Here is a 19,439-nt window from a genome sequence, read left to right on the forward strand (position 1 = left end):
TTTATTTTCACTAGCTGAGAGTATTCATAAGCAGTAACATAAAACTGTAAAGAGTATTCATAAGAAGGAGTGGAAATGAATGAAAAAAGTTGCATTAGTTACCGGTGCTGGTCAAGGTATTGGCTTTGCCATAGCTAAGCGTTTGTACAAAGATGGCTTTGACGTGGCAATGGTGGATTACAATGAAAACTCTGTAAGAGCGGCAGCGAAAGAGCTTGGTGAACATGCGATTGCTATCAAAGCAGATGTTTCGAAACGGGATGAGATTTTTTCAGCAGTTGATAAAGTAATAGATGTCTATGGTGACTTATCAGTGATTGTAAATAATGCTGGGGTAGCACCGACTACACCGATAGAGTCTATTACTCCAGAACAGTTTGAAAAAGTTTATTCCGTGAATGCCGGGGGCGTATTATGGGGAACACAAGCGGCTTCTGAAGCATTTCAAAAGTTGAATCATGGTGGAAAAATCATCAATGCTTGTTCACAGGCAGGTGTTGTGGGTAATCCTAATCTCATGTTGTACAGTAGCTCAAAGTTCGCTGTTCGTGGTATGACCCAAATCGCTGCGCGAGATTTAGCTGACTATGGTATTACTGTAAATGCTTATGCACCAGGTATTGTTAAAACACCGATGATGATGGATATTGCGCATCAAGTAGGTGCTAATGCTGGTAAAGATGATGAATGGGGGATGCAAACTTTTAGTAAAGATATCGCATTGAAACGTTTATCTGAACCCGAAGATGTTTCGGCAGTCGTTTCATTTTTGGCCAGTGATGATGCCAACTATATAACTGGACAAACAATCATTGTGGATGGCGGAATGCAGTTCCAGTAATCAATAAGTTGTTGATCTAGGATTGGGCGTTCGGATAGTCCCGCAGGTTTTCAGTTGATTGAAACTCACCAAAATAGTGGCATTTTCTTGTTCAATTGTTACTGTAAGAAAAACTAAATGATAGTAGTTATGTAATTTGCTGTTTCATGCAAATCATCGAATGAATGACCCGATTAGATAGATTCTAATCGGGTCATTCATCTGTATACGAAGGAACGATCGAAAAAGTCTAAGAATGGAGTTATCACAAAGAATAGAACAAAAGATAAAGCAATTCTTTAGCCCTTGGCAAATTTGATGATTTCAACTTCCATGGGGGCGAGGGTGAGTTCACAAACTTTTCTTTTTGATAATAATGCTGTACCTTCCGATAGAAATTGTACTTGTTGTGAATCGTTTGTATGATTAAGTAGGAATAAGAAGATATGGGTTGGTCCTTGTCGAACAGTGACAGACAACTCGCTGTTTTCTTGCAAATACCTCTCAGCAACTTTTTTTAGTTTTGCATCACTAAAAATGTCGTTCAATAAGTCGGTCAACCCATCTTGGTCTAACTCGGTTCCTAAATAATAAGCCAGTCCTTTGCCAAACCGATGTTTAGTGATGGCTGGTGAATCTTTAAGGAAATCACTCGTGAAGGTAGCCAATGGGATAGCGCCTTGTAAATGGATCAGTTCTTCCCACCGACGATTTTCATAAAATTTATTTTTAAAATGCACTTGTTGCTGGATTTCCGGTTTTAAAGGCTGAAATTCTTCAACTGTGATTCCCAATACTTCTTTAAAAAGTCCTGGATAGCCGCCAAGATAGACTTGATCGTTTTCGTTGACGATTCCGCTGAAGAAATTTGTCAAGAATGTTCCACCATTTGCTACAAATTCTTTGACTTTATTGCCGAATCCTTCTGATGCAGAGTACAAATTATACGCAATCACAAGGGGATAGCCGTCTAGTGATTCAGATGGATGAATGAAATCAACAGCAATGTTCAACGCTCTTAGAGCGGCATATAACGCCCTCATTTGGTGAATATAGCGAATATTGGTATTCGGCTTCGCATCTAGCTCAAGGGCCCACCAATTTTCCCAATCAAATACGATAGCAATATCGGCAACAAACCGGCTGGCAACGATGTCATTCAACTGTTTTAATTCATTTCCCAGAGCAGCACATTCTCGAAAGGTGCGACTTGTGTGTGGATCACCATGAGGGACTATTGCACTATGGAATTTCTCTGCCCCTCCTTGTGATTGGCGCCATTGAAAGAACATCATGCCATCGGAGCCATGAGCAAGTGCCTCATAACTCCATAAGCGCATTTGACCGGGTTTTTTGACGCCGTTTACTTGGCGCCAGTTGACCGCACTTGGGGCTTGTTCCATAATCAAAAAAGGTTTCTTTTTTAAACTTCGCATGAGATCATTGGCTAAGAATTGGGGATAGGGCAGAGATTCAAACGGATTAGGATAGGCATTCCAGCTAACGACATCCATTTCAGAAGCCCATTTGAAGCCATCGACATATTTATGAAGACCCATCAAATTCGTCATGAATGGGATGTTTGACGAGAATGTTTGAATTGCCTTTTTCTCGATCTGATAAATTTCCAGATTCATATCAGAAATGAAGCGACGATAATCAAGCTGTTGACAAGGATTCTTAAAAGTCGGCATTTCTTCTGGTAGGAAAATCTCATCCCATTCTTGATAGGTTTGGCTCCAAAATTTTGTTGACCAAGCCGTATTCAATGCTTCAATTGTTTGGTATTTTTTTTCTAGCCAATTTTGGAAACTGGCACGACAGTTCGGGCAATAACATTCATGGATGTGACAAGTATATTCATTATTGATATGCCACATCACAACTCCCGGATGTTGGCTGTATCGTTTGGCAACAGCTTCACTGAGCCGACGGGCATATTCCCGATAAATCGGTGAAGTCGGGCAATAGTGTTGGCGAGAACCATGTACCAACCGATTGCCATGAATGGTCATCGGCATCATTTCAGGATATTTTTTGACTAACCATGCAGGGGGCGAAGCTGTTCCATTGGCTAAATCGATGGCAATATTGTTTTCATAAAGGAGATCCATCAGCCAATCCAAAAAAGTGAAATCAAATGTTGATTCATTTGGTTGAATGTTTACCCAACCAAAAATATTGATGCTGACATAATTGACTCCAACTTCTCTCATTAAGCGCATGTCTTCCTTTATCGTTTCTTGTGACCACTGTTCAGGATTGTAATCTGCGCCGTAATAAATTTGTTTTTGATCAACCATCTGTTAAACTTCCTTTCTCGTAGTAAGACATATTTGTTTCAATCATAACAAAAAACGTAAAAGCTGAAAGCGTTAGCAAAAAAGGTGCATGAAATAATACAAATATCTGTAAAATGTTCAAACCGATCTCAATACACGAGAACCATATTACTTGCTGTTTTTTTATTTTCAACCTACAATTAAATATAATTGATAACACTCAATTCTTAATGAAGATGTATTATTATTAGATGTTTTTTTATATTTATGCACATCTTCAGCATTTTTGAAATGAGCGAAAGGAATGGTTGGATATGTCAAAATCTATACAAATATTTTCAGAAATTGAACCGTTAAAACGGGTGATGCTCCATCGTCCTGGTGCAGAACTTGAAAACTTGATGCCGGATTATTTAGAAGACTTGTTGTTTGACGATATTCCATTTTTGGCACAAGCCCAACAAGAACATGATTTTTTTGCAAAAGTTTTAGTGGAGAATGGCTGTGAAGTGGTTTATTTAGAAGACCTGGCTGCTGAAACATTACAGCTTTCAGGGTGTAAGGAAGCTTTCTTGGATGATTATTTGCAAGAGACGAAAATTCAAGATCAAGATGTATTAAATGAAGTCAGAGACTATTTTCTTTCGATTAAAGACGAACGAGCGTTTATTGATCAAACGATGGCGGGGTTAAAAAAACAGGATCTTTCCATATCGAAGACTGCAAGTTTGTCAGCAATGCGGGAAAATGATTATCCATTTATTATTGATCCGATGCCAAACCTTTATTTTACAAGAGATCCGTTTGCTATTATAGGACATAGCATTTCTCTTAACCGGATGTTTTCGGAAACTCGTCGAAGAGAAACGCTTTATGGACAGTACATTTTCAAGCACCATCCGCAGTTCGCCAAGCCATCGGTCAATTTCTTGTATGATCGAGAAGAACCTGCACGTATCGAAGGTGGGGATCAGCTTGTTTTGTCCCAGCATGTATTAGCGATCGGTATTTCTCAGCGTACAGAAGTGCACTCTATCGAAAAAATTGCTGAAAACATTTTTTCAATGGAACCGTCATTTGAACATATTTTAGCATTTGATATTGGTTCTGAACGGAAATTTATGCATCTGGACACAGTCTTTACCATGATTGATAAAGACAAGTTTACGATTCACCCTGAAATAGAAGGTGAACTAACCTTGTTCTCTATTACAAAGCAAGGACAAGAAATCAAAGTAGTTGAAGAAAAAGATACGTTAGATCACATTTTATGCCGTTATTTGGACTTGCCGGCAGTCGAGTTGATTCGTTGTGGCGGCGACGATATCACGGCAGCTGCCAGAGAGCAATGGAACGATGGATCAAACACATTAGCCATCGCGCCTGGCGAAGTGATCGTCTATGACCGGAATACTATTACGAACCAACTTTTAGCAGAGGCCGGTATTAAATTACATCAAATTCCAGGTAGTGAATTAGTAAGGGGCCGTGGCGGCCCCCGCTGCATGAGCATGCCGTTTATTCGTACAGCTGATTGATAGAATGACTAGCTGATTTAAGTGTTTTTTTATCAGCAAAAAACAGGTGGCATCACAAATTAGAACGTTTAAAAAAGATGAGAGGAAGTCATTTTTCTTTCATCTTTTTTTTATTTGATTAAAAAACCTCCATTATAATGAAAGGGATTACTTTTCGTGAAATTGTGCAAAAAATTTAAATTTTATATGTAATGATTATAAAAAAACAGATGAAACCTTGTTATACTACAAAATATATGTTACGGTTATATTAGTGACGCGGGTAAGTGTGAGTAGATGACACTTATTAAATTTTAACACCATACGAACAGCGATCGCTTGATTCGTAATGGTTTTTTTTCGCGAAAAAAAGTAGAAAGTAGGTGAGAGAATGTCTGTAGATGCCATTCGTTTGCTGCAAGAAGCAGAAGAGTTTGCAGAACAAAAAAACACGAAAGCGGAAGCTGAAAAAAAACAACTGATCCATGAAAGTCAAACAAGAATTTCAGCATTCCAGAAAGAATTGGTACAAAAAGAACGTGAAGCACAACGAATGATTGAAGAAAAAGTTGCAACGGAATTTGAGCAATCAAAACAACCCCTTGTGGCAAAAACAAAAGAGGAAGTTGAGACATTGCGCACGATTTCAGCTGAGTTGAAAGAACAAGCATTGGCAATAATAATAAATAAGGTTGTGACATAGATGGCGATTGCAAAAATGCAAAAATTCAGCCTGTTGACCTTTTACGAACAAAAAGATGCCGTTTTACAGCAGTTGCAAGACTTTCAAGTTGTCGAATTGCTTTCTTCTGAAATGTATTACGAGTCAGAGGAAACCACAGGCGTGTTAACACCCGTTCGTGATGAACAGAAACAGACTGAAGAAGTAGAAAACCAATTTGATCAAGTAAATTGGGGCCTGCAATTATTAGAGGAATATGTTCCAAAAAAAGGAATGCTGGAAAAACTTCGGCAACCAATCAAGCGCTACACACTTCACGAATTAGCGCAAGCCGCTCATACTTATCCTTGGCAAGAAGTTTGTCAAACACTTCGAAAACAAGACAAACGTTTACGATTGATCGAACAAGAAAAACGAGAGCTTTTGGCTCAAGAAGCAGAACTGAATAGATGGAAATACTTTGAAGACCGTCCTCAGATTTTGAATGAATTAAAAAAATCAGGTGGCCTATTAGGTTCGCTCCCAAATTCAGAATTTGCGGCTTTCACAAAGGGGTGCGAAAAACTGCCCCTCGTTTATTTTGAAACAGTTTATCAATCACAAACGACTACATACTTATTCGTTCTTTTCCATAAAGATGTTAAAGATAAAGTAAGTTCCCTTTTAAAAAAGACTGCATTCGAGCAGTATACCTATCCCTATTCAGGTCTGCCAAAAGATGACCTGCAACATGTAAAAGAAAAATCCCACGCATTGATTGAGGAAGAAAAAACAATCAAACACTCCTTACGTGCAATGAGCGAAGAGCAGGGACAATTGCGTCTCGTAGCAGAGTATTTAGATGGCGCGATCAAACGAGCTCAGAGTAATGAAAAGTTGCTTCGTTCGGCTCATGCCGTAGCTATTTCAGGCTGGATCCCTGTTGAGCAAGCAGCAGAACTGGAGAAAAGGATCCAACAGGCCAGCAAAGATGCTTTTTATCTTGAATACCAACAAGTGAAAGAACAAGAAATCGAGGATGTTCCGATTTTGTTGAATAATTCGCGGTGGATACAACCCTTTGAAGGGTTAGTGCGGATGTATAGTTTGCCCCAGTATGATGAATTAGATCCTACACCGTTTATGGCGCCATTTTATATGGTTGCATTTGGAATGATGGTTGCAGATTTTGGCTATGGATTATTACTGTTTTTGGCAACATTCTTGGGCAAAAAATTCTTTCATTTAAGTAAAGGATTGGAACAAAATTTGACGCTGTTTCAGCTTTGTTCGATTCCCACGATTATTTGGGGCTTGATTTATGGTAATTTCTTTGGCTTTGAATTGTCATTCCAATTGTTATCAGCCCAAGAAGATGTCAATCAGATTTTGGTCTTGTCGATCATTTTCGGATATATCCAAATCATGTTTGGATTAGCTTTGAAGTTTTATGTCCTTTGGAAACGAAAAGATCAGAAGCTACAGGCTATTTTTCAGGCTGGATCTTGGATGGTCTTTTTGATCAGTGTTGTTCTATTGGCAGCAGGAATGTTGCTGTTGCCTGATTCGCCTTTACAAACCATTGGTTTGATCATGATTATCGCTAGCTTAGTGGCAGTTGTATTTGGCGGTAGTTTAGAAGGCAAAACACTAGCTGGTAAAATCGGCTCAGGACTATATGGATTAATGGATGTTACGAATTACGTAGGGGATATGATCAGCTTCACACGACTCATGGCGTTAGGAGTCGCAGGGGGCAGTATCGCATCCGCATTCAATTTGATCATCAGTTATTTACCAATAGCTGCGCGTTTCACAGTCGGTATTTTGCTTTTTGTGGCGCTGCATGCATTAAATATCTTTTTAAGCTATTTAAGTGCGTATGTTCATGGTATTCGTTTACAGTATTTAGAATATTTCGGAAAATTTTTCACCGGTGGGGGACGAGCATTTGTACCTTTCAAAACCGATGAAAAATACGTAGAGGTTATCTCAGAAGAGAAAATGCAGGAGGAAAAGAATGGAAAATTGGATTAGTTTCTTTTATGAAAATGGCGGGTTAGTTTTTGCCGCATTAGGTGTAGCTACAGCGACAATTTGTGGTGGGATCGGCTCAACGATCGGGGTCGGTATGACCAGTGAAGCCGCTGCAGGATTGACTGCAGAGCAACCAGAAAAATTTGGACAGGCCTTGATCTTGGAACTGTTGTCAAGTACCCAAGGACTATACGGTTTCGTTATATCATTCATGATTTTTGGTCAAATGAGCGGAACGATCTCCCTTGATAGAGGAATGTACCTATTTATCGCTTCTTTACCTATTGCGTTGACAGCAATCGTTGCCGGAAGATGGCAAGGACGTGCTGCAAGTGCCGCTATGCAGATTTTAGCCAAGAAACCGGAGCACGTAACAAAAGGGATCATTTATGTAGCGATGATGGAAACGTATTGTATCTTAGGTTTCGTTATTTCCTTCTTGCTAGTTTTAAATTAAGAGGGGGAGAAAGATGTCTGATATTACGCGATTAACCGAAAAAATCACAGCAGATGCTGAAAAGAAGTATCAGTTGGTCCTTAATGATGCACAAGTAGAAATTGAAAAACAGGAGCGTCTCAAACGTTCTCAACTAGAAGAACAACTTTCTGATCGTTTGGCCCAATTTGAAAAAGAAAAACGGGCAGAAATGTATTTGCAGATTTCCGATATTCACATTCAGTCTCGCAATAAAGTGCTTGCCGCGAAACAATCCGTTTTGGAAGAATTGTTTAGTGAGGCACTTGAGCGCTTGAACCAAATGGAAGCCGCTGATTTTCAAGCATTCGTCACAAAAGGAGTACAAGAAGCACAGGTTTTTGGTGAAGTTGAATTGGTATTGGGAGAAAAAAGTGCGCATCTGCTGACAGAAGGTTCATTGAAAGAGATTCAACAAACGATTCCTGAATGTCGACTAACAGTTGCAAAACAAGTTTTGCCGCGAAAAGGCGGATTTTTACTGCGCCAAGGCGATATTGAGCTGAACTTTACGTTTGATGCGTTGTTGGATGCCAGCAAAGAAGAGTTGAGCCATACATTACTGCAATTGATTTTTGAACAGTAAGAGGGTGTAAAAATGGAAGATATCAAATACAACACGCTGAATACACGAATACGAACCTATGAAGCGGAATTGATCAGTCGCAGCCGTTATGAACGTATGCTTTCTGCCAACAGTGCCGAAGAAGTTTATGCTCTTTTGCGAGAAACCGTTTATGGTGATTTTATCAATGAAGAAGATCGAGTCCATGATTTTGAACAAGTATTGACCGCAGAATTAAAAAGAGTATATGAAAACTTGTATCAGCTAACACCTGATCGTTCTGTGGTGGATTATTTTGCCCTTCGCTATGATTATCAAAATCTGAAGGTGTTAGTAAAAGCTAAATTCATGAAACAAGACTTTTCTGAATTTTTGGTACCGATCGGAACCATGCCTTTAAATGAATTGAAAGATTTGGTCAACACAAGAAAAAGTGCACACGCAGAGAAGCCAATGATTGCTTGTATCGATGAAGTATTTTCCTATATCGAAAATTATCATGAGATTCAATCCGTAGATATCATTTTTGACAATCATTTTTGGGAACATCTTTGGTCAATCGGTAAGCGATATGATGATCCGTTTTTACAAAGGATCATTCAACGGCAAGTAGATATTTTTAATATTTCGACAGCACTACGTAGTTACGCCATGAAGCGTCATCGAGGCTTTATCAGCGCTGTTCTAGCAGATAATGGGACTCTCCCTGCAAAAGAGCTGTTGGAAGCAATCACGACGTCTTTGGAAGTTTTTGTCCAGTATCTGCAAAATACACCTTACAAACATTTGATTAATCACAGCTATGAAGAACTGCTTGAGAAGAAGACCCTCAATACGTTTGATCTGCGAAAAGATAACTTTTTGATGGCAAAATTGAAAGAACAAAAAATCGTACCATTCGGTCCAGCTGCGATGATCGGTTACTTGTATGCAAAAGAAATCGAAAGTAAAAATTTACGGATTATTTTGATTGGAAAAATCAATAAAGTACCGGAAGAGATATTAAGAAGTCGGGTGCGTGATACGTATGAATAAAAAAATAGCAATGATGGGTGGCAAAAACTCAATTTTGCCCTTCAAAGGTCTAGGAATTGATATCTATCCTGTAGATGATCTTGAAGAAGCCGCACAACAGCTGCAGGAAATGGCAGAAGACTATGGGGTGATCTTCTTGACCGAGCGATTGATTGAACAGTTGGAGTCAATCATTCGACAATACGAAGAACTACCCACGCCAGCCATCATCCCCATCCCCAGCAGTACAGGGAGTCTAGGGATCGGAATGGCACGGATCCAGCAGAATGTCGAGAAAGCTGTTGGAATGAATATATTAGATTCTTAAAAGAGAAGTACGGCAACTAGGAGGAATGCATGTGGCATTTGGCACAATAGAAAAAGTATCTGGTCCCTTGGTCACGGCCTCAGGTTTATCAGGAGCTAAGATCCATGAAATCTGTAAAGTCAGTGAAAAAGGCTTGATTGGAGAAATCATCGAGATCAAGAAAGGTCTCGTGTCGATCCAGGTATATGAAGAAACAGCAGGAATTGGACCGGGCGAACCCGTTGAATCAACAGGGGCTCCGTTATCGGTTGAATTAGCCCCTGGCTTGTTGACAGAAATGTTTGATGGTATTCAACGTCCATTAGATACCTTTATGAATCAAACAGAGAGTGATTTTTTGGAACGGGGGGTGACCATTGACCCGCTAAATCGTCAAAAAAAATGGACGTTCATGCCGCAAGTAAAAGTAGGGGACAACGTACATGCTGGAGACATTCTAGGACTTGTTCAAGAAACAACAGCCATTGAACACAAAGTGATGGTTCCGCCAGGTGTGAAAGGCACTGTAAAGGAAATCATGGTAGGTAATTATGCTATTACTGAACCGATTTGTCTTTTAGAAACGGCAGAAGGCGAACAGCGCTTGACTATGATGCAAAAATGGCCTGTCCGTAAGCCTAGACCGACTGCAGCAAAGTTAAATCCGGGTGAACCATTAGTCACTGGTCAACGGGTGATCGATACCTTCTTTCCGGTAGCTAAAGGTGGATCGGCAGCTGTGCCGGGACCTTTTGGTGCAGGAAAAACCGTTGTTCAGCATCAAATCGCGAAATGGTCGGATGTCGACATCGTTGTGTATGTTGGTTGTGGCGAACGCGGCAATGAAATGAAAGATGTTATCAATGAATTTCCAGAATTGATCGATCCTCACACGGGTGAATCGATCATGGAACGAACCGTTTTGATTGCCAATACTTCAAATATGCCAGTTGCAGCTCGTGAAGCTTCGATCTATACAGGAATCACTATTGCTGAATATTATCGGGATATGGGATACAGTGTAGCGATCATGGCAGATTCGACTTCACGATGGGCCGAAGCATTACGAGAAATGAGCGGTCGTTTACAAGAAATTCCTGGAGATGAAGGATATCCAGCCTATTTAGGCAGCCGGATCGCGGAATACTATGAGCGTGCTGGTCGGTTCCGTTCGTTGGGATCGGAGCCTCGAGAGGGCAGTATTACAGCTATTGGTGCTGTTTCGCCAGCTGGAGGGGATATCTCAGAACCAGTTACTCAAAACACGTTGCGGATCGTGAAAGTTTTCTGGGCATTAGACAGTATGTTGGCACAAAAGCGGCATTTTCCTTCTATTAATTGGCTGAACTCCTATTCTTTGTATGAAGATCAAATCAATTCTTATTTAGATCAGTTGATGGGACCTCGCTGGTCGGAGATGGTCAATGAAGCAATGGCGATCTTGCAAGAAGAAAGCCGCTTAGAAGAGATCGTTCAGCTAGTGGGAATGGATTCTCTCTCTCAGAAAGATCGTTTGACGATGATGACGGCTCGTTCTTTACGTCAAGATTATCTGCAGCAGAATGCTTTTGATGACGTGGATACCTATACGTCAAGAAATAAGCAATTTAAAATGCTAGAAAATATTTTATATTTTGATGAACAAGCAAAACGGGCCTTGCAGCTAGGGGCGTATCTGGATGATATAACCAAAGGTACCACCGATCTGCGAGAACGGATTGCCCGCAGTAAATATATTCCTGAAGAAGAACTAACACGTTTAGATGCAATCAAGCAGGACACGAAAGCATTATTACAAAAAATCGTAGAGACTGGAGGAATTCATTAATGCTAAAAGAATATCGAACAGTCTCGGAAATCGCTGGTCCTTTGATGGTGGTAGAAAATGTCAAAGGCGTCAAATTTGACGAACTTGTCCAAGTGCGAATGGACAGTGGCGAGGTTCGTCAAGGGCAGGTTTTAGAAGTCAGCGATGATTATGCCGTTGTACAGGTTTTTGAAGGCACTAGTAACCTGAGTGCAGAAGAGAGTAAAGCCCGCTTTTTAGGAACGGGTTTAACGCTTGGTGTATCGCCAGATATGATGGGGCGTGTCTTTGATGGACTAGGTAAGCCTAAAGATGATGGACCGCAGATCATTCCAGAAAAACGAATTGACGTCAATGGCGAAGCCATCAATCCAATGGCCAGAGATTTTCCAGATGAGTTCATTCAAACGGGGATCTCAACGATCGATCACTTGAATACGTTGGTCCGTGGTCAAAAACTGCCGATCTTTTCTGCGTCAGGATTGCCTCATAAGGAAATTGCAGCACAGATCGCCCGTCAAGCGACTGTGCCAAGTCAAGAAGGTAACTTTGCCATCGTTTTTGCGGCGATCGGCATTCCTTTCGAAGAAGCTGAATTCTTTGTAGAAGAGTTTTGCAAAACCGGTGCATTGGATCGCTCGGTATTGTTCATGAACTTAGCCAATGATCCAGCCATTGAGCGGATTGCTACACCGAAAATGGCATTAACAGCAGCCGAGTACTTAGCTTTTGAAAAAGGAATGCATGTATTAGTTATCATGACCGACATGACAAACTATTGTGAAGCGTTGCGGGAAATTTCAGCTGCTCGCCGAGAAGTTCCTGGCAGACGCGGTTACCCTGGTTATTTGTACACCAACTTAGCGACTCTTTATGAACGGGCAGGACGTTTGATGGATAAAGAAGGATCCGTCACTCAAATTCCGATCTTGACGATGCCGGATGGAGATAAGACCCACCCAATACCCGATCTGACCGGCTATATCACGGAGGGACAGATTATCCTTTCCCGTGATCTTTACAAGAGAAACATCAATCCGCCAGTGGATATTCTACCTAGTTTGTCCCGACTGAAAGATAAAGGAACCGGAGAAGGCAAGACTCGGCGGGATCATGCGGCGACGATGAACCAAATCTACGCGGCATATTCTGATGGGAAGGCTGCCAAAGAACTGTCGATCGTATTAGGGGAATCCGCACTTTCAGATATTGATAAGAAATTTGCTCGTTTTGCGGATCTTTTTGAAAAAGAATACGTAAATCAGGGATTTGATACCAACCGAACGATTGAAGAAACATTGGACATTGGCTGGAAATTGCTCGCTACATTACCGAAGCAAGAATTGAGCCGAATCAAAGAAGAATTTATTGAAGCCTATCTTCCTACTGGGGAGGATGTGAATCCTTCATGGCAATAATGAATGTCAATCCGACTCGGATGGAATTGAGTCGGCTTCGCAAACGCTTGACGACGGCAACTCGGGGGCATAAGTTATTGAAAGATAAACAAGATGAGTTGGTTCGCCAATTTATTCAGTTAGTCAAAAAAAATCAAAAATTGCGCCAACAAATGGAATCAGCGTTACAAGCTGGAATGGAAGAGTATGTTTTGGCATCTAGTAGTATTCCTGATGTGATCTTGCAAGAAGCTTTTATGATTCCTTTGAACAAAGTGACGTTAGATGTTCAAAGCCGCACGGTGATGAACATGGAGGTACCGGTACTCAATCCTGTTTATGAAGAAGAAAGTTCGGATGATGATTTTTCATATGGTTTTGTTAGTACGACAAGTGAGTTGGATCTTTCTCTGTCCCATCTGGATCAGATTTTGCCAGTCATGCTGCAATTAGCTGAAATTGAAAAAACTTGTCAGCTGATGGCAAATGAAATCGAACGGACTCGTCGGCGAGTCAATGCACTAGAATACATGACAATTCCGAAGTTGACAGAAACCATCCAATACATTGAGAGCAACTTAGCAGAGGATGAACGAGCAACATTGACACGCTTGATGAAAGTGACGGATATCATTGCCGAAAATGAAACGCGCTAGACGCAATGAGAATTCACCCTTTTTTTCAACTATTTTCTGTCATAAACAGAAAGATTTTTTAGTTGAGAAGTCAGTAAAACTGGTTTATTTTTTCTTTGGGAACAACATAAGCTTACGGCAGCTATTTTCAGTATAAATCTGAAAATAGCTGCCGTGTTTGTGTTATTCGTTTGTTGAAAGAGTGATATCACAGTTTTTTATATGAAAGTTGATACTAGAGATTTTTTAAATCAAGAGACGTCAGCTGTTGGCAGGTTTTGGCAAGCGAACGTTAAAAATGATGGTTTCGTCTTTGCTTTCTGCCGAGATATCCCCGCCAGATGCTAACAGAATCTCTTTTGCAATCGGAAGACCAAGACCAGTTCCGCCTGTGGCTGTAGCTCGGGAAGAATCCATGCGATAGAAAGGTTCAAAGAGACGTCCGATCATCTCTTCTGGAATTGTTTTTCCACGATTCGTCAGACGAATGTGAATACTGTCTGATTCGACCAATTCAAGAAGTAAAGACGAATCTGGATAGCTGTAGTTGATGGCATTGCGAATGAGATTATCAAAGACACGAGCTATTTTTTCGGTGTCTACTGTTGCAAGAACATTTTTTTGTAAGTTGAGTTGCCAATTTAGATTCTTTTCTTCCAAGAGAGGTAAAAACTCAAAGGTCAGCTGTTCAAGCATTAAACTTAAATCAGTCGTTTCTGTCTGCAAAACGATCGTGGTCAAATTGAAGCGTGTGATCTCGAAGAATTCACTGATCAATAGTTCCAGCCGTTGGGCTTTTTGTAAAGCAATCTCCGTGTAACGATTCCGCATCGCATTGGATAATTGTGGTTCTTCTTTTAGAAGAGTCAGATAACCTATGACACTTGTCAGAGGCGTCCGCAAATCATGGGCGAGATAAACGATCAAATCATTTTTCCGCTGTTCCGCTTCTTTAGCGGCACGTTGATCTTGCAGACTTTTCTCCCGCAGTTGATTCATTTCCTCTTGAACATCAATCAGGTGGCTCGACAAAGTGATGCGTTTGGTTGGTTCTTCTATCAGTTGAGTCGTGGCTTGGATCGTTTCATTCAAATAACCGATGGCTTTGGTCATATAGTAAATGGTGGTACCAAACCATATCAGTAAAGCGCCTATCGCAACACAAAACAACCAGCGATCCGCAAAAAAACGTAAAATATAGTAGATAGGTTCCGTTCCATACCAAGTCCGGGTTCCGGCAATAAAGCGAATGACTAATGGAATCATTACAAGGAATGCCAGCAAGATTCCAGTGGTGACGAAGTATTGGGTCAAGAGCTTTCGGATCAAAGGATTTCTATTTTTCAATGATATAGCCGACCCCCCATACGGTTTTGATTAATTTAGGTTTACGAGGTTCTTCATGCAATTTTTCTCTTAAACGAGCAATGTGTGCCATGACAGTATTATTGTTATCTAAATATTTTTCTTTCCAAACCGCTTCGAAAAGTGTTTCGGAAGAGACGACGGATCCTTGGTGCTCAAATAAATAAAGCAATATTTTGAACTCAATGGGAGTCAGGAAAACTTCTTTGCCGTAGAGAATGCATTGATGACTGTTGATTTTGAGTATCAAGCCGTCTTTTTCATATTCTTCTACTGTTGGAGAAGCAGTGGAATGATTGTATCGCTGGTAGCGCCGCAATTGGGTTTTTACCCGAGCCACAACTTCTAAAGGATTAAAAGGTTTGGTGACATAGTCATCCGCTCCCAAACTCAATCCAGTGATTTTGTCTAGATCCTCTCCCTTGGCAGTCAGCATCAACACTGGGAAAAAATGGGTCTTGCGGATCTGCTGTAACAGTTGAAAACCATCAATGTCCGGCAACATGACATCTAAAACGGCCAAATCAATGGCTTCTTTTTCAATATAGGCGATGGCACTAGTACCATCATAAAACGGCTGCACACTAAATCCTTCGTTTTGCAAAAAGGTCGTGACTAAGTCCGCAATTTCTTTTTCATCATCAACAACGACTATTTTTTCTGACATACTCTCTCACTCCACCTAAACATAGTTTCGGATTCTCACGTTTCCATACCCCCATCATACCTTACCTGGTAAACTTATGCATCGTTTTCTATTTGATCCTAGCACTGACTCGTGGACCGATCCGACAAATCAACTCATTGGTTATAGTTTGTACTTGCTCGGCAGTATCGCTCCAATCTGTCAGAATTTCAATTTCACTTTCAATTGGGATCGTAGGACAATGGCTCAAGTCTATCAAAAGCATGTCCATGCAGATCAAGCCGATCTGCGGCAAGGACTGACCGCGATAGGAAAGACAAAACTCTTGATTTGATAGAGAACGGGGCAGTCCGTCACAATAGCCGATGCTCACAACACCAACAGTTGTTTCTTGATTCGCGACGGCGGTTTGCCCATAACCGATCGCTTCCCCTTTGGCAACGACTCGCTTAGTGATCAACTGTGCTTTGAGGGTCAGAATAGGCTGTAAGCTTACTCGTTGTTTTGTAGGCTCGTTCGTATCACTGAGGGATCCTGTCAATAAAATCCCCGGACGCACATAATCATAGTTTAAGTCTGGATAATTCAAAATACCATAACTGCTTTGTAAGTGTGTGATACCATAAGAAATCTGTCTCTGATCCAACTCTAGGAGAATCTGATCGAAGCAGGCAATCTGCTTCTGAGTGCGAATCATACTATCAGGATTTAAGCGATCTGCCGAACCAAGATGAGAATAAACACCACTGATCGTCAAGAAGGGCAAATCGAAAATCGAAAGAATCGAATCGATAGTCGGTGTTACACCTAACCGATGCATCCCAGTATCGATGGCTAAATGACAGTCAATCGCTACTTTTCTTTGTGACAATGCTACAGCATGACCTTCGCTGATGATCGATTGGGTCAATGAGTAGCGACGAAGTTCTTTTATGCGTTTTGGAGAGGTATATCCCAAGACCAAGATGGGGCTTTTGACAGCATTTTTCCGCAATTGAATACCTTCATCAATCGTAGCCACCGCAAAAAAATCAATTCCGGCTTGTTCTAAAACAGGAGCAACTTCCTTGGCACCACAGCCGTAGGCATCGGCTTTAACGACTGCCATCACTTTTGTTTTCGGTGAGATGATCCGCTGGATCTCCTGTAGATTATGCAAAAGGGCTGTCTTTGAGAATTCTTTTACGGCCCTTTTAACGGGCGTTGTTTGTTTGTGTCTAAACCATGAGTGTTGTTGTCTTAAAAAGAGGCAAATGAATCCAATCGTCAAGATCAAAACAACCAAATAGTTGATTAGATTGTTTTGCAGAATGCTGATTTTTTGGCTCAAAAAGTGTGTGCCGGCAATTGTATAAGGATGCAAAAGGTAAAGCCACAAAGATAGCTGTCCCGGATGCTTCCAAGTCCTGTGGGGATGCCAGCGCAAGATCAGTGGAAATAAGAAAAAGAGTACAACAGGCAAGAAGAGATACATACTGTCATGTTTAGGTATAGAAAACCCATGCAAGTACGCACTCTCAATAAGCAATCCGATAAGACTGATCAAAAAGAAGAGAGCTGTTTTGGATAAACTTCTTTTCACTGATTGTTTTCTGACCAGCACACCTAAGCACAAAAACAATGGTGTAAAGAAAATACCGTTGCGGGTACCATCTAATAGGTGGAACACAGCAGTATAGAATGGTTCGATTGGTGTCTGTTGGATCAGTCCAAACCAACTATCACCACCTAATCCAATCAGGTACAATCCAGCCGCAAGCCAGAACACTTTTTTGAAGGAGACATGTATCAGCAAACTTGTTAGGAGCAGGCTCCCAGTAATCAAAGCCGGAAAGTACCAAAGATGATAAAGAATGCCATTGACCAAAAGTGATTGTACTAATGTTCCAACTGGTAGATCGAAGCCGATCGTTTGACTGTAGAGTGCTAATGGTAAAAACATTAGTGTGGCTAATAGATAGACTTTTAGCTGTTTTTTGATAAAGTTGAATACTCGTTGTCGCGAAGGATAACTATTGGCCACAGCAAGTTCTGCAAACACATAGTAACCACTGATCATAAAAAAGAAAGGAACAGCTACTCGAAAAATCGTCAATGTGATTAGGATATCGCCTTCTGGCCATAAATAGTGAAGGGGAAGACAATGGATCGCAACCACCATCATGGCTGCAATCACACGAAATTGATCGATTCCTTTATTTTTCATGCGAACTGCCTCACTGTCTGAGCCAAGTAATCATGGTATTCTTCCAGAGTCCATTTTTGGGCAGTGATGACTTGGCTATGGGGAAGCCCGACATAACGAAAATGCCAAGGTTCATAACTGATACCGGTGATCTCTTGTTTATCTTCCGGATAGCGTAGAATAAAGCCATAATTCATCATCTGCTGCATAAATAAATCAGCAGCAGCACTATCTCGAAAATGAGGGCAGATAAGATCATCATCTTCTTGTTTCTTTAGTCCTACATCAATGGCCAGACCGATTTGATGTTCACTGCAACCTGGCAAAGCAACGAATTGTTTGGTATAAGCTAACCCGTTTTCTTTTAGAGAATACTCCCACAAGCGTCGCTGTTCTTTTTCCGTACGATACCCATCTACCAGACGAATGTCCTTTTCTAGTCCGGTTGCTCGTACGAGTCGTTCCCATTGTTTTGCCACTTCTGGCTGCAGGTAAACATCGTGATCGCTAAAAGGAGCTAGCACTAAGTGCGGGGGCTCTTGATTTTTTTTCAATGGATGGTTTTTATTGATCAATTGTAATGTGTTCATCGTTTGTCCTCCTCTGCCAGTGCAATCAATTGCTCTACTAATATTTCGTAGGATAACCCGACTTCCGCCATCATAGCTGGGTAGCGGGAGTGCCCAGTAAATCCCGGCATGGTGTTGATTTCGTTTAAATAGACCGCTCCTTGATTGGTGACGAAAAAATCGATTCGAGCCAGACCCGTCAACCCCAAGTTTCGATAAAGCAGCTGTGCCTGCTCCTTGATCTGTGATTCAAGCGCGAGAGGCAATGGTGCTGGGACAGTGATCGTGGCGCTGATTAATTGGTATTTCTCTTCAAAATCAAAAAAACCGTCGACAAGAGAAATCGCATCACAAGCACCAATCGTCAATTGCTCATTTCCTAAGATGCCGCAGCCAATTTCAATACCCGCTATCGCCTTTTGGATCAACACAGTAGAACCGTAAGCAAAAGCAGTCGTTAATGCAGATTGGAGCGCTGTTTTGTCAGTTACTTTTGTGATCCCTTTTGAAGAACCGGCTTCATTCGGCTTGATAAAGATCGGGAATCCATGGTCTTGAATAAAACGATCGATTGTGGCAGGATCGTTTTCATAGCGGGATAAAAGCAAAGTGGGAGCACTAGCGATTCCCATGGTATCAGCAAGTTGATGCAAGAGCCATTTGTTCATACATAATGCGGAGGCAGCGACATGGCAACCAACATAAGGCAGGTTCATTAGTTCAAGCAGTCCTTGAATACAGCCATCCTCGCCATACTTCCCATGCAAGACTGGAAAGAGGACATCAGGGACGATTCGTTTTTCTCCTAATATAAATCCTTGGCTAGAAAAAGTCAGCTGGTGACAGTTTTTGTGATCTTCTAGCCAAGTATCATTGCGAACATTCGCGAGGTTTCCTTGATACAAATACCAATCCATTGTTGGCGCGATGCCAATGGTCATTACTTCATATTTCAGCGGGTCAATAGCTTGGATCACACTTGCTGCTGAGGCTAGTGACACTGAGTATTCTGGAGAATTCCCTCCAAATAAAACGGCAATTTTTTTCATCATTTTCTTCCTTTCCTTTTTTCTTTTAAGGTTACATTCAGTGTACCTAGGAAAAGAAAAGAAAATTTGCGGTCTTCCTGTTGTCTTTCTCGTATTTTTATGATGAAA

At 41.1% G+C, this 19,439-nt stretch carries 17 protein-coding genes; 11 read left to right on the forward strand and 6 right to left on the reverse strand.

All coding sequences use genetic code 11. The features are described from left to right. Positions 1-79: 79 nt before the first annotated feature. Positions 80-841 (forward strand): (S)-acetoin forming diacetyl reductase, encoded by a 762-nt coding sequence (locus tag IGJ45_RS05580; protein WP_005472124.1) that lies wholly within the window; start codon positions 80-82, stop codon positions 839-841. 278 nt (positions 842-1,119) lie between these two features. Here IGJ45_RS05580 and IGJ45_RS05585 read toward each other — a convergent pair whose 3' ends face one another. Continuing rightward, positions 1,120-3,123, reverse strand: coding sequence for a beta-galactosidase (locus tag IGJ45_RS05585; protein WP_423121531.1), 2,004 nt, complete (start codon positions 3,121-3,123; stop codon positions 1,120-1,122). Between the two features lie 293 nt (positions 3,124-3,416). Here IGJ45_RS05585 and arcA point away from each other — a divergent pair, with 293 nt between their 5' ends. The 10 genes from arcA (at position 3,417) to IGJ45_RS05635 (ending at position 13,538) form a co-directional block, all read left to right on the forward strand. Then, the gene (gene arcA, locus IGJ45_RS05590) at positions 3,417-4,640 is read left to right on the forward strand and encodes an arginine deiminase (protein ID WP_423121532.1); all 1,224 of its coding nucleotides are present in this window, start codon (positions 3,417-3,419) and stop codon (positions 4,638-4,640) included. Between the two features lie 370 nt (positions 4,641-5,010). Next, positions 5,011-5,322 (forward strand): hypothetical protein, encoded by a 312-nt coding sequence (locus tag IGJ45_RS05595; protein ID WP_003126763.1) that lies wholly within the window; start codon positions 5,011-5,013, stop codon positions 5,320-5,322. Continuing rightward, on the forward strand, positions 5,323-7,317 hold the full coding sequence (locus tag IGJ45_RS05600) for a V-type ATP synthase subunit I (protein ID WP_041118997.1): 1,995 nt from the start codon (positions 5,323-5,325) through the stop codon (positions 7,315-7,317). Then, a complete protein-coding gene (locus tag IGJ45_RS05605; protein ID WP_003126765.1) occupies positions 7,301-7,774 on the forward strand; it encodes a V-type ATP synthase subunit K in 474 nt (157 codons plus the stop codon). The genes IGJ45_RS05600 and IGJ45_RS05605 overlap by 17 nt, the downstream gene beginning before the upstream one ends. A 13-nt stretch (positions 7,775-7,787) precedes the next feature. Then, the gene (locus IGJ45_RS05610; RefSeq protein ID WP_003126766.1) at positions 7,788-8,378 is read left to right on the forward strand and encodes a V-type ATP synthase subunit E; all 591 of its coding nucleotides are present in this window, start codon (positions 7,788-7,790) and stop codon (positions 8,376-8,378) included. Between the two features lie 12 nt (positions 8,379-8,390). Continuing rightward, positions 8,391-9,392, forward strand: a complete 1,002-nt coding sequence (locus IGJ45_RS05615) for a V-type ATP synthase subunit C (RefSeq protein WP_423121533.1) — start codon at positions 8,391-8,393, stop codon at positions 9,390-9,392. Then, positions 9,385-9,699 carry a V-type ATP synthase subunit F gene (locus IGJ45_RS05620; RefSeq protein ID WP_005472140.1) on the forward strand — a complete coding sequence of 105 codons (315 nt, stop codon included), beginning with the start codon at positions 9,385-9,387 and terminating at the stop codon, positions 9,697-9,699. The genes IGJ45_RS05615 and IGJ45_RS05620 overlap by 8 nt, the downstream gene beginning before the upstream one ends. Positions 9,700-9,730: 31 nt before the next feature. Continuing rightward, positions 9,731-11,506 (forward strand): V-type ATP synthase subunit A, encoded by a 1,776-nt coding sequence (locus IGJ45_RS05625; protein ID WP_423121534.1) that lies wholly within the window; start codon positions 9,731-9,733, stop codon positions 11,504-11,506. Then, a complete protein-coding gene (locus IGJ45_RS05630) occupies positions 11,506-12,903 on the forward strand; it encodes a V-type ATP synthase subunit B (RefSeq protein WP_423121535.1) in 1,398 nt (465 codons plus the stop codon). Before IGJ45_RS05625 ends, IGJ45_RS05630 begins: the two co-directional genes overlap by 1 nt. Further along, complete coding sequence (locus tag IGJ45_RS05635; protein ID WP_029487033.1) at positions 12,894-13,538, forward strand: V-type ATP synthase subunit D; 645 nt, start codon at positions 12,894-12,896, stop codon at positions 13,536-13,538. Before IGJ45_RS05630 ends, IGJ45_RS05635 begins: the two co-directional genes overlap by 10 nt. A gap of 240 nt (positions 13,539-13,778) precedes the next feature. On the opposite strand, the gene vanS is transcribed toward IGJ45_RS05635, so the two are convergent. From vanS to vanC1, 5 genes are all read right to left on the reverse strand, one after another. Further along, entirely contained in the window at positions 13,779-14,864 is a 1,086-nt protein-coding gene (gene vanS / locus IGJ45_RS05640) for a vancomycin resistance histidine kinase VanS (protein WP_306556733.1), read from the reverse strand. Next, positions 14,854-15,549: a vancomycin resistance response regulator transcription factor VanR-C gene (gene vanR-C / locus IGJ45_RS05645; RefSeq protein ID WP_003126775.1), complete on the reverse strand. Its 696-nt coding sequence runs from the start codon at positions 15,547-15,549 to the stop codon at positions 14,854-14,856. Before vanR-C ends, vanS begins: the two co-directional genes overlap by 11 nt. A gap of 88 nt (positions 15,550-15,637) precedes the next feature. After that, positions 15,638-17,734, reverse strand: coding sequence for a membrane-bound serine racemase VanT (gene vanT, locus IGJ45_RS05650; protein ID WP_423121536.1), 2,097 nt, complete (start codon positions 17,732-17,734; stop codon positions 15,638-15,640). Then, positions 17,731-18,303 (reverse strand): D-Ala-D-Ala dipeptidase/D-Ala-D-Ala carboxypeptidase VanXY-C, encoded by a 573-nt coding sequence (locus IGJ45_RS05655; protein ID WP_003126779.1) that lies wholly within the window; start codon positions 18,301-18,303, stop codon positions 17,731-17,733. Before IGJ45_RS05655 ends, vanT begins: the two co-directional genes overlap by 4 nt. After that, positions 18,300-19,331 carry a D-alanine--D-serine ligase VanC1 gene (gene vanC1, locus IGJ45_RS05660; protein WP_423121537.1) on the reverse strand — a complete coding sequence of 344 codons (1,032 nt, stop codon included), beginning with the start codon at positions 19,329-19,331 and terminating at the stop codon, positions 18,300-18,302. The genes IGJ45_RS05655 and vanC1 overlap by 4 nt, the downstream gene beginning before the upstream one ends. Between the last annotated feature and the right edge of the window lie 108 nt (positions 19,332-19,439).

Origin of the sequence: Enterococcus sp. DIV0574 (assembly GCF_051711125.1) — a bacterium.
GTDB lineage: Bacteria > Bacillota > Bacilli > Lactobacillales > Enterococcaceae > Enterococcus_D > Enterococcus_D gallinarum.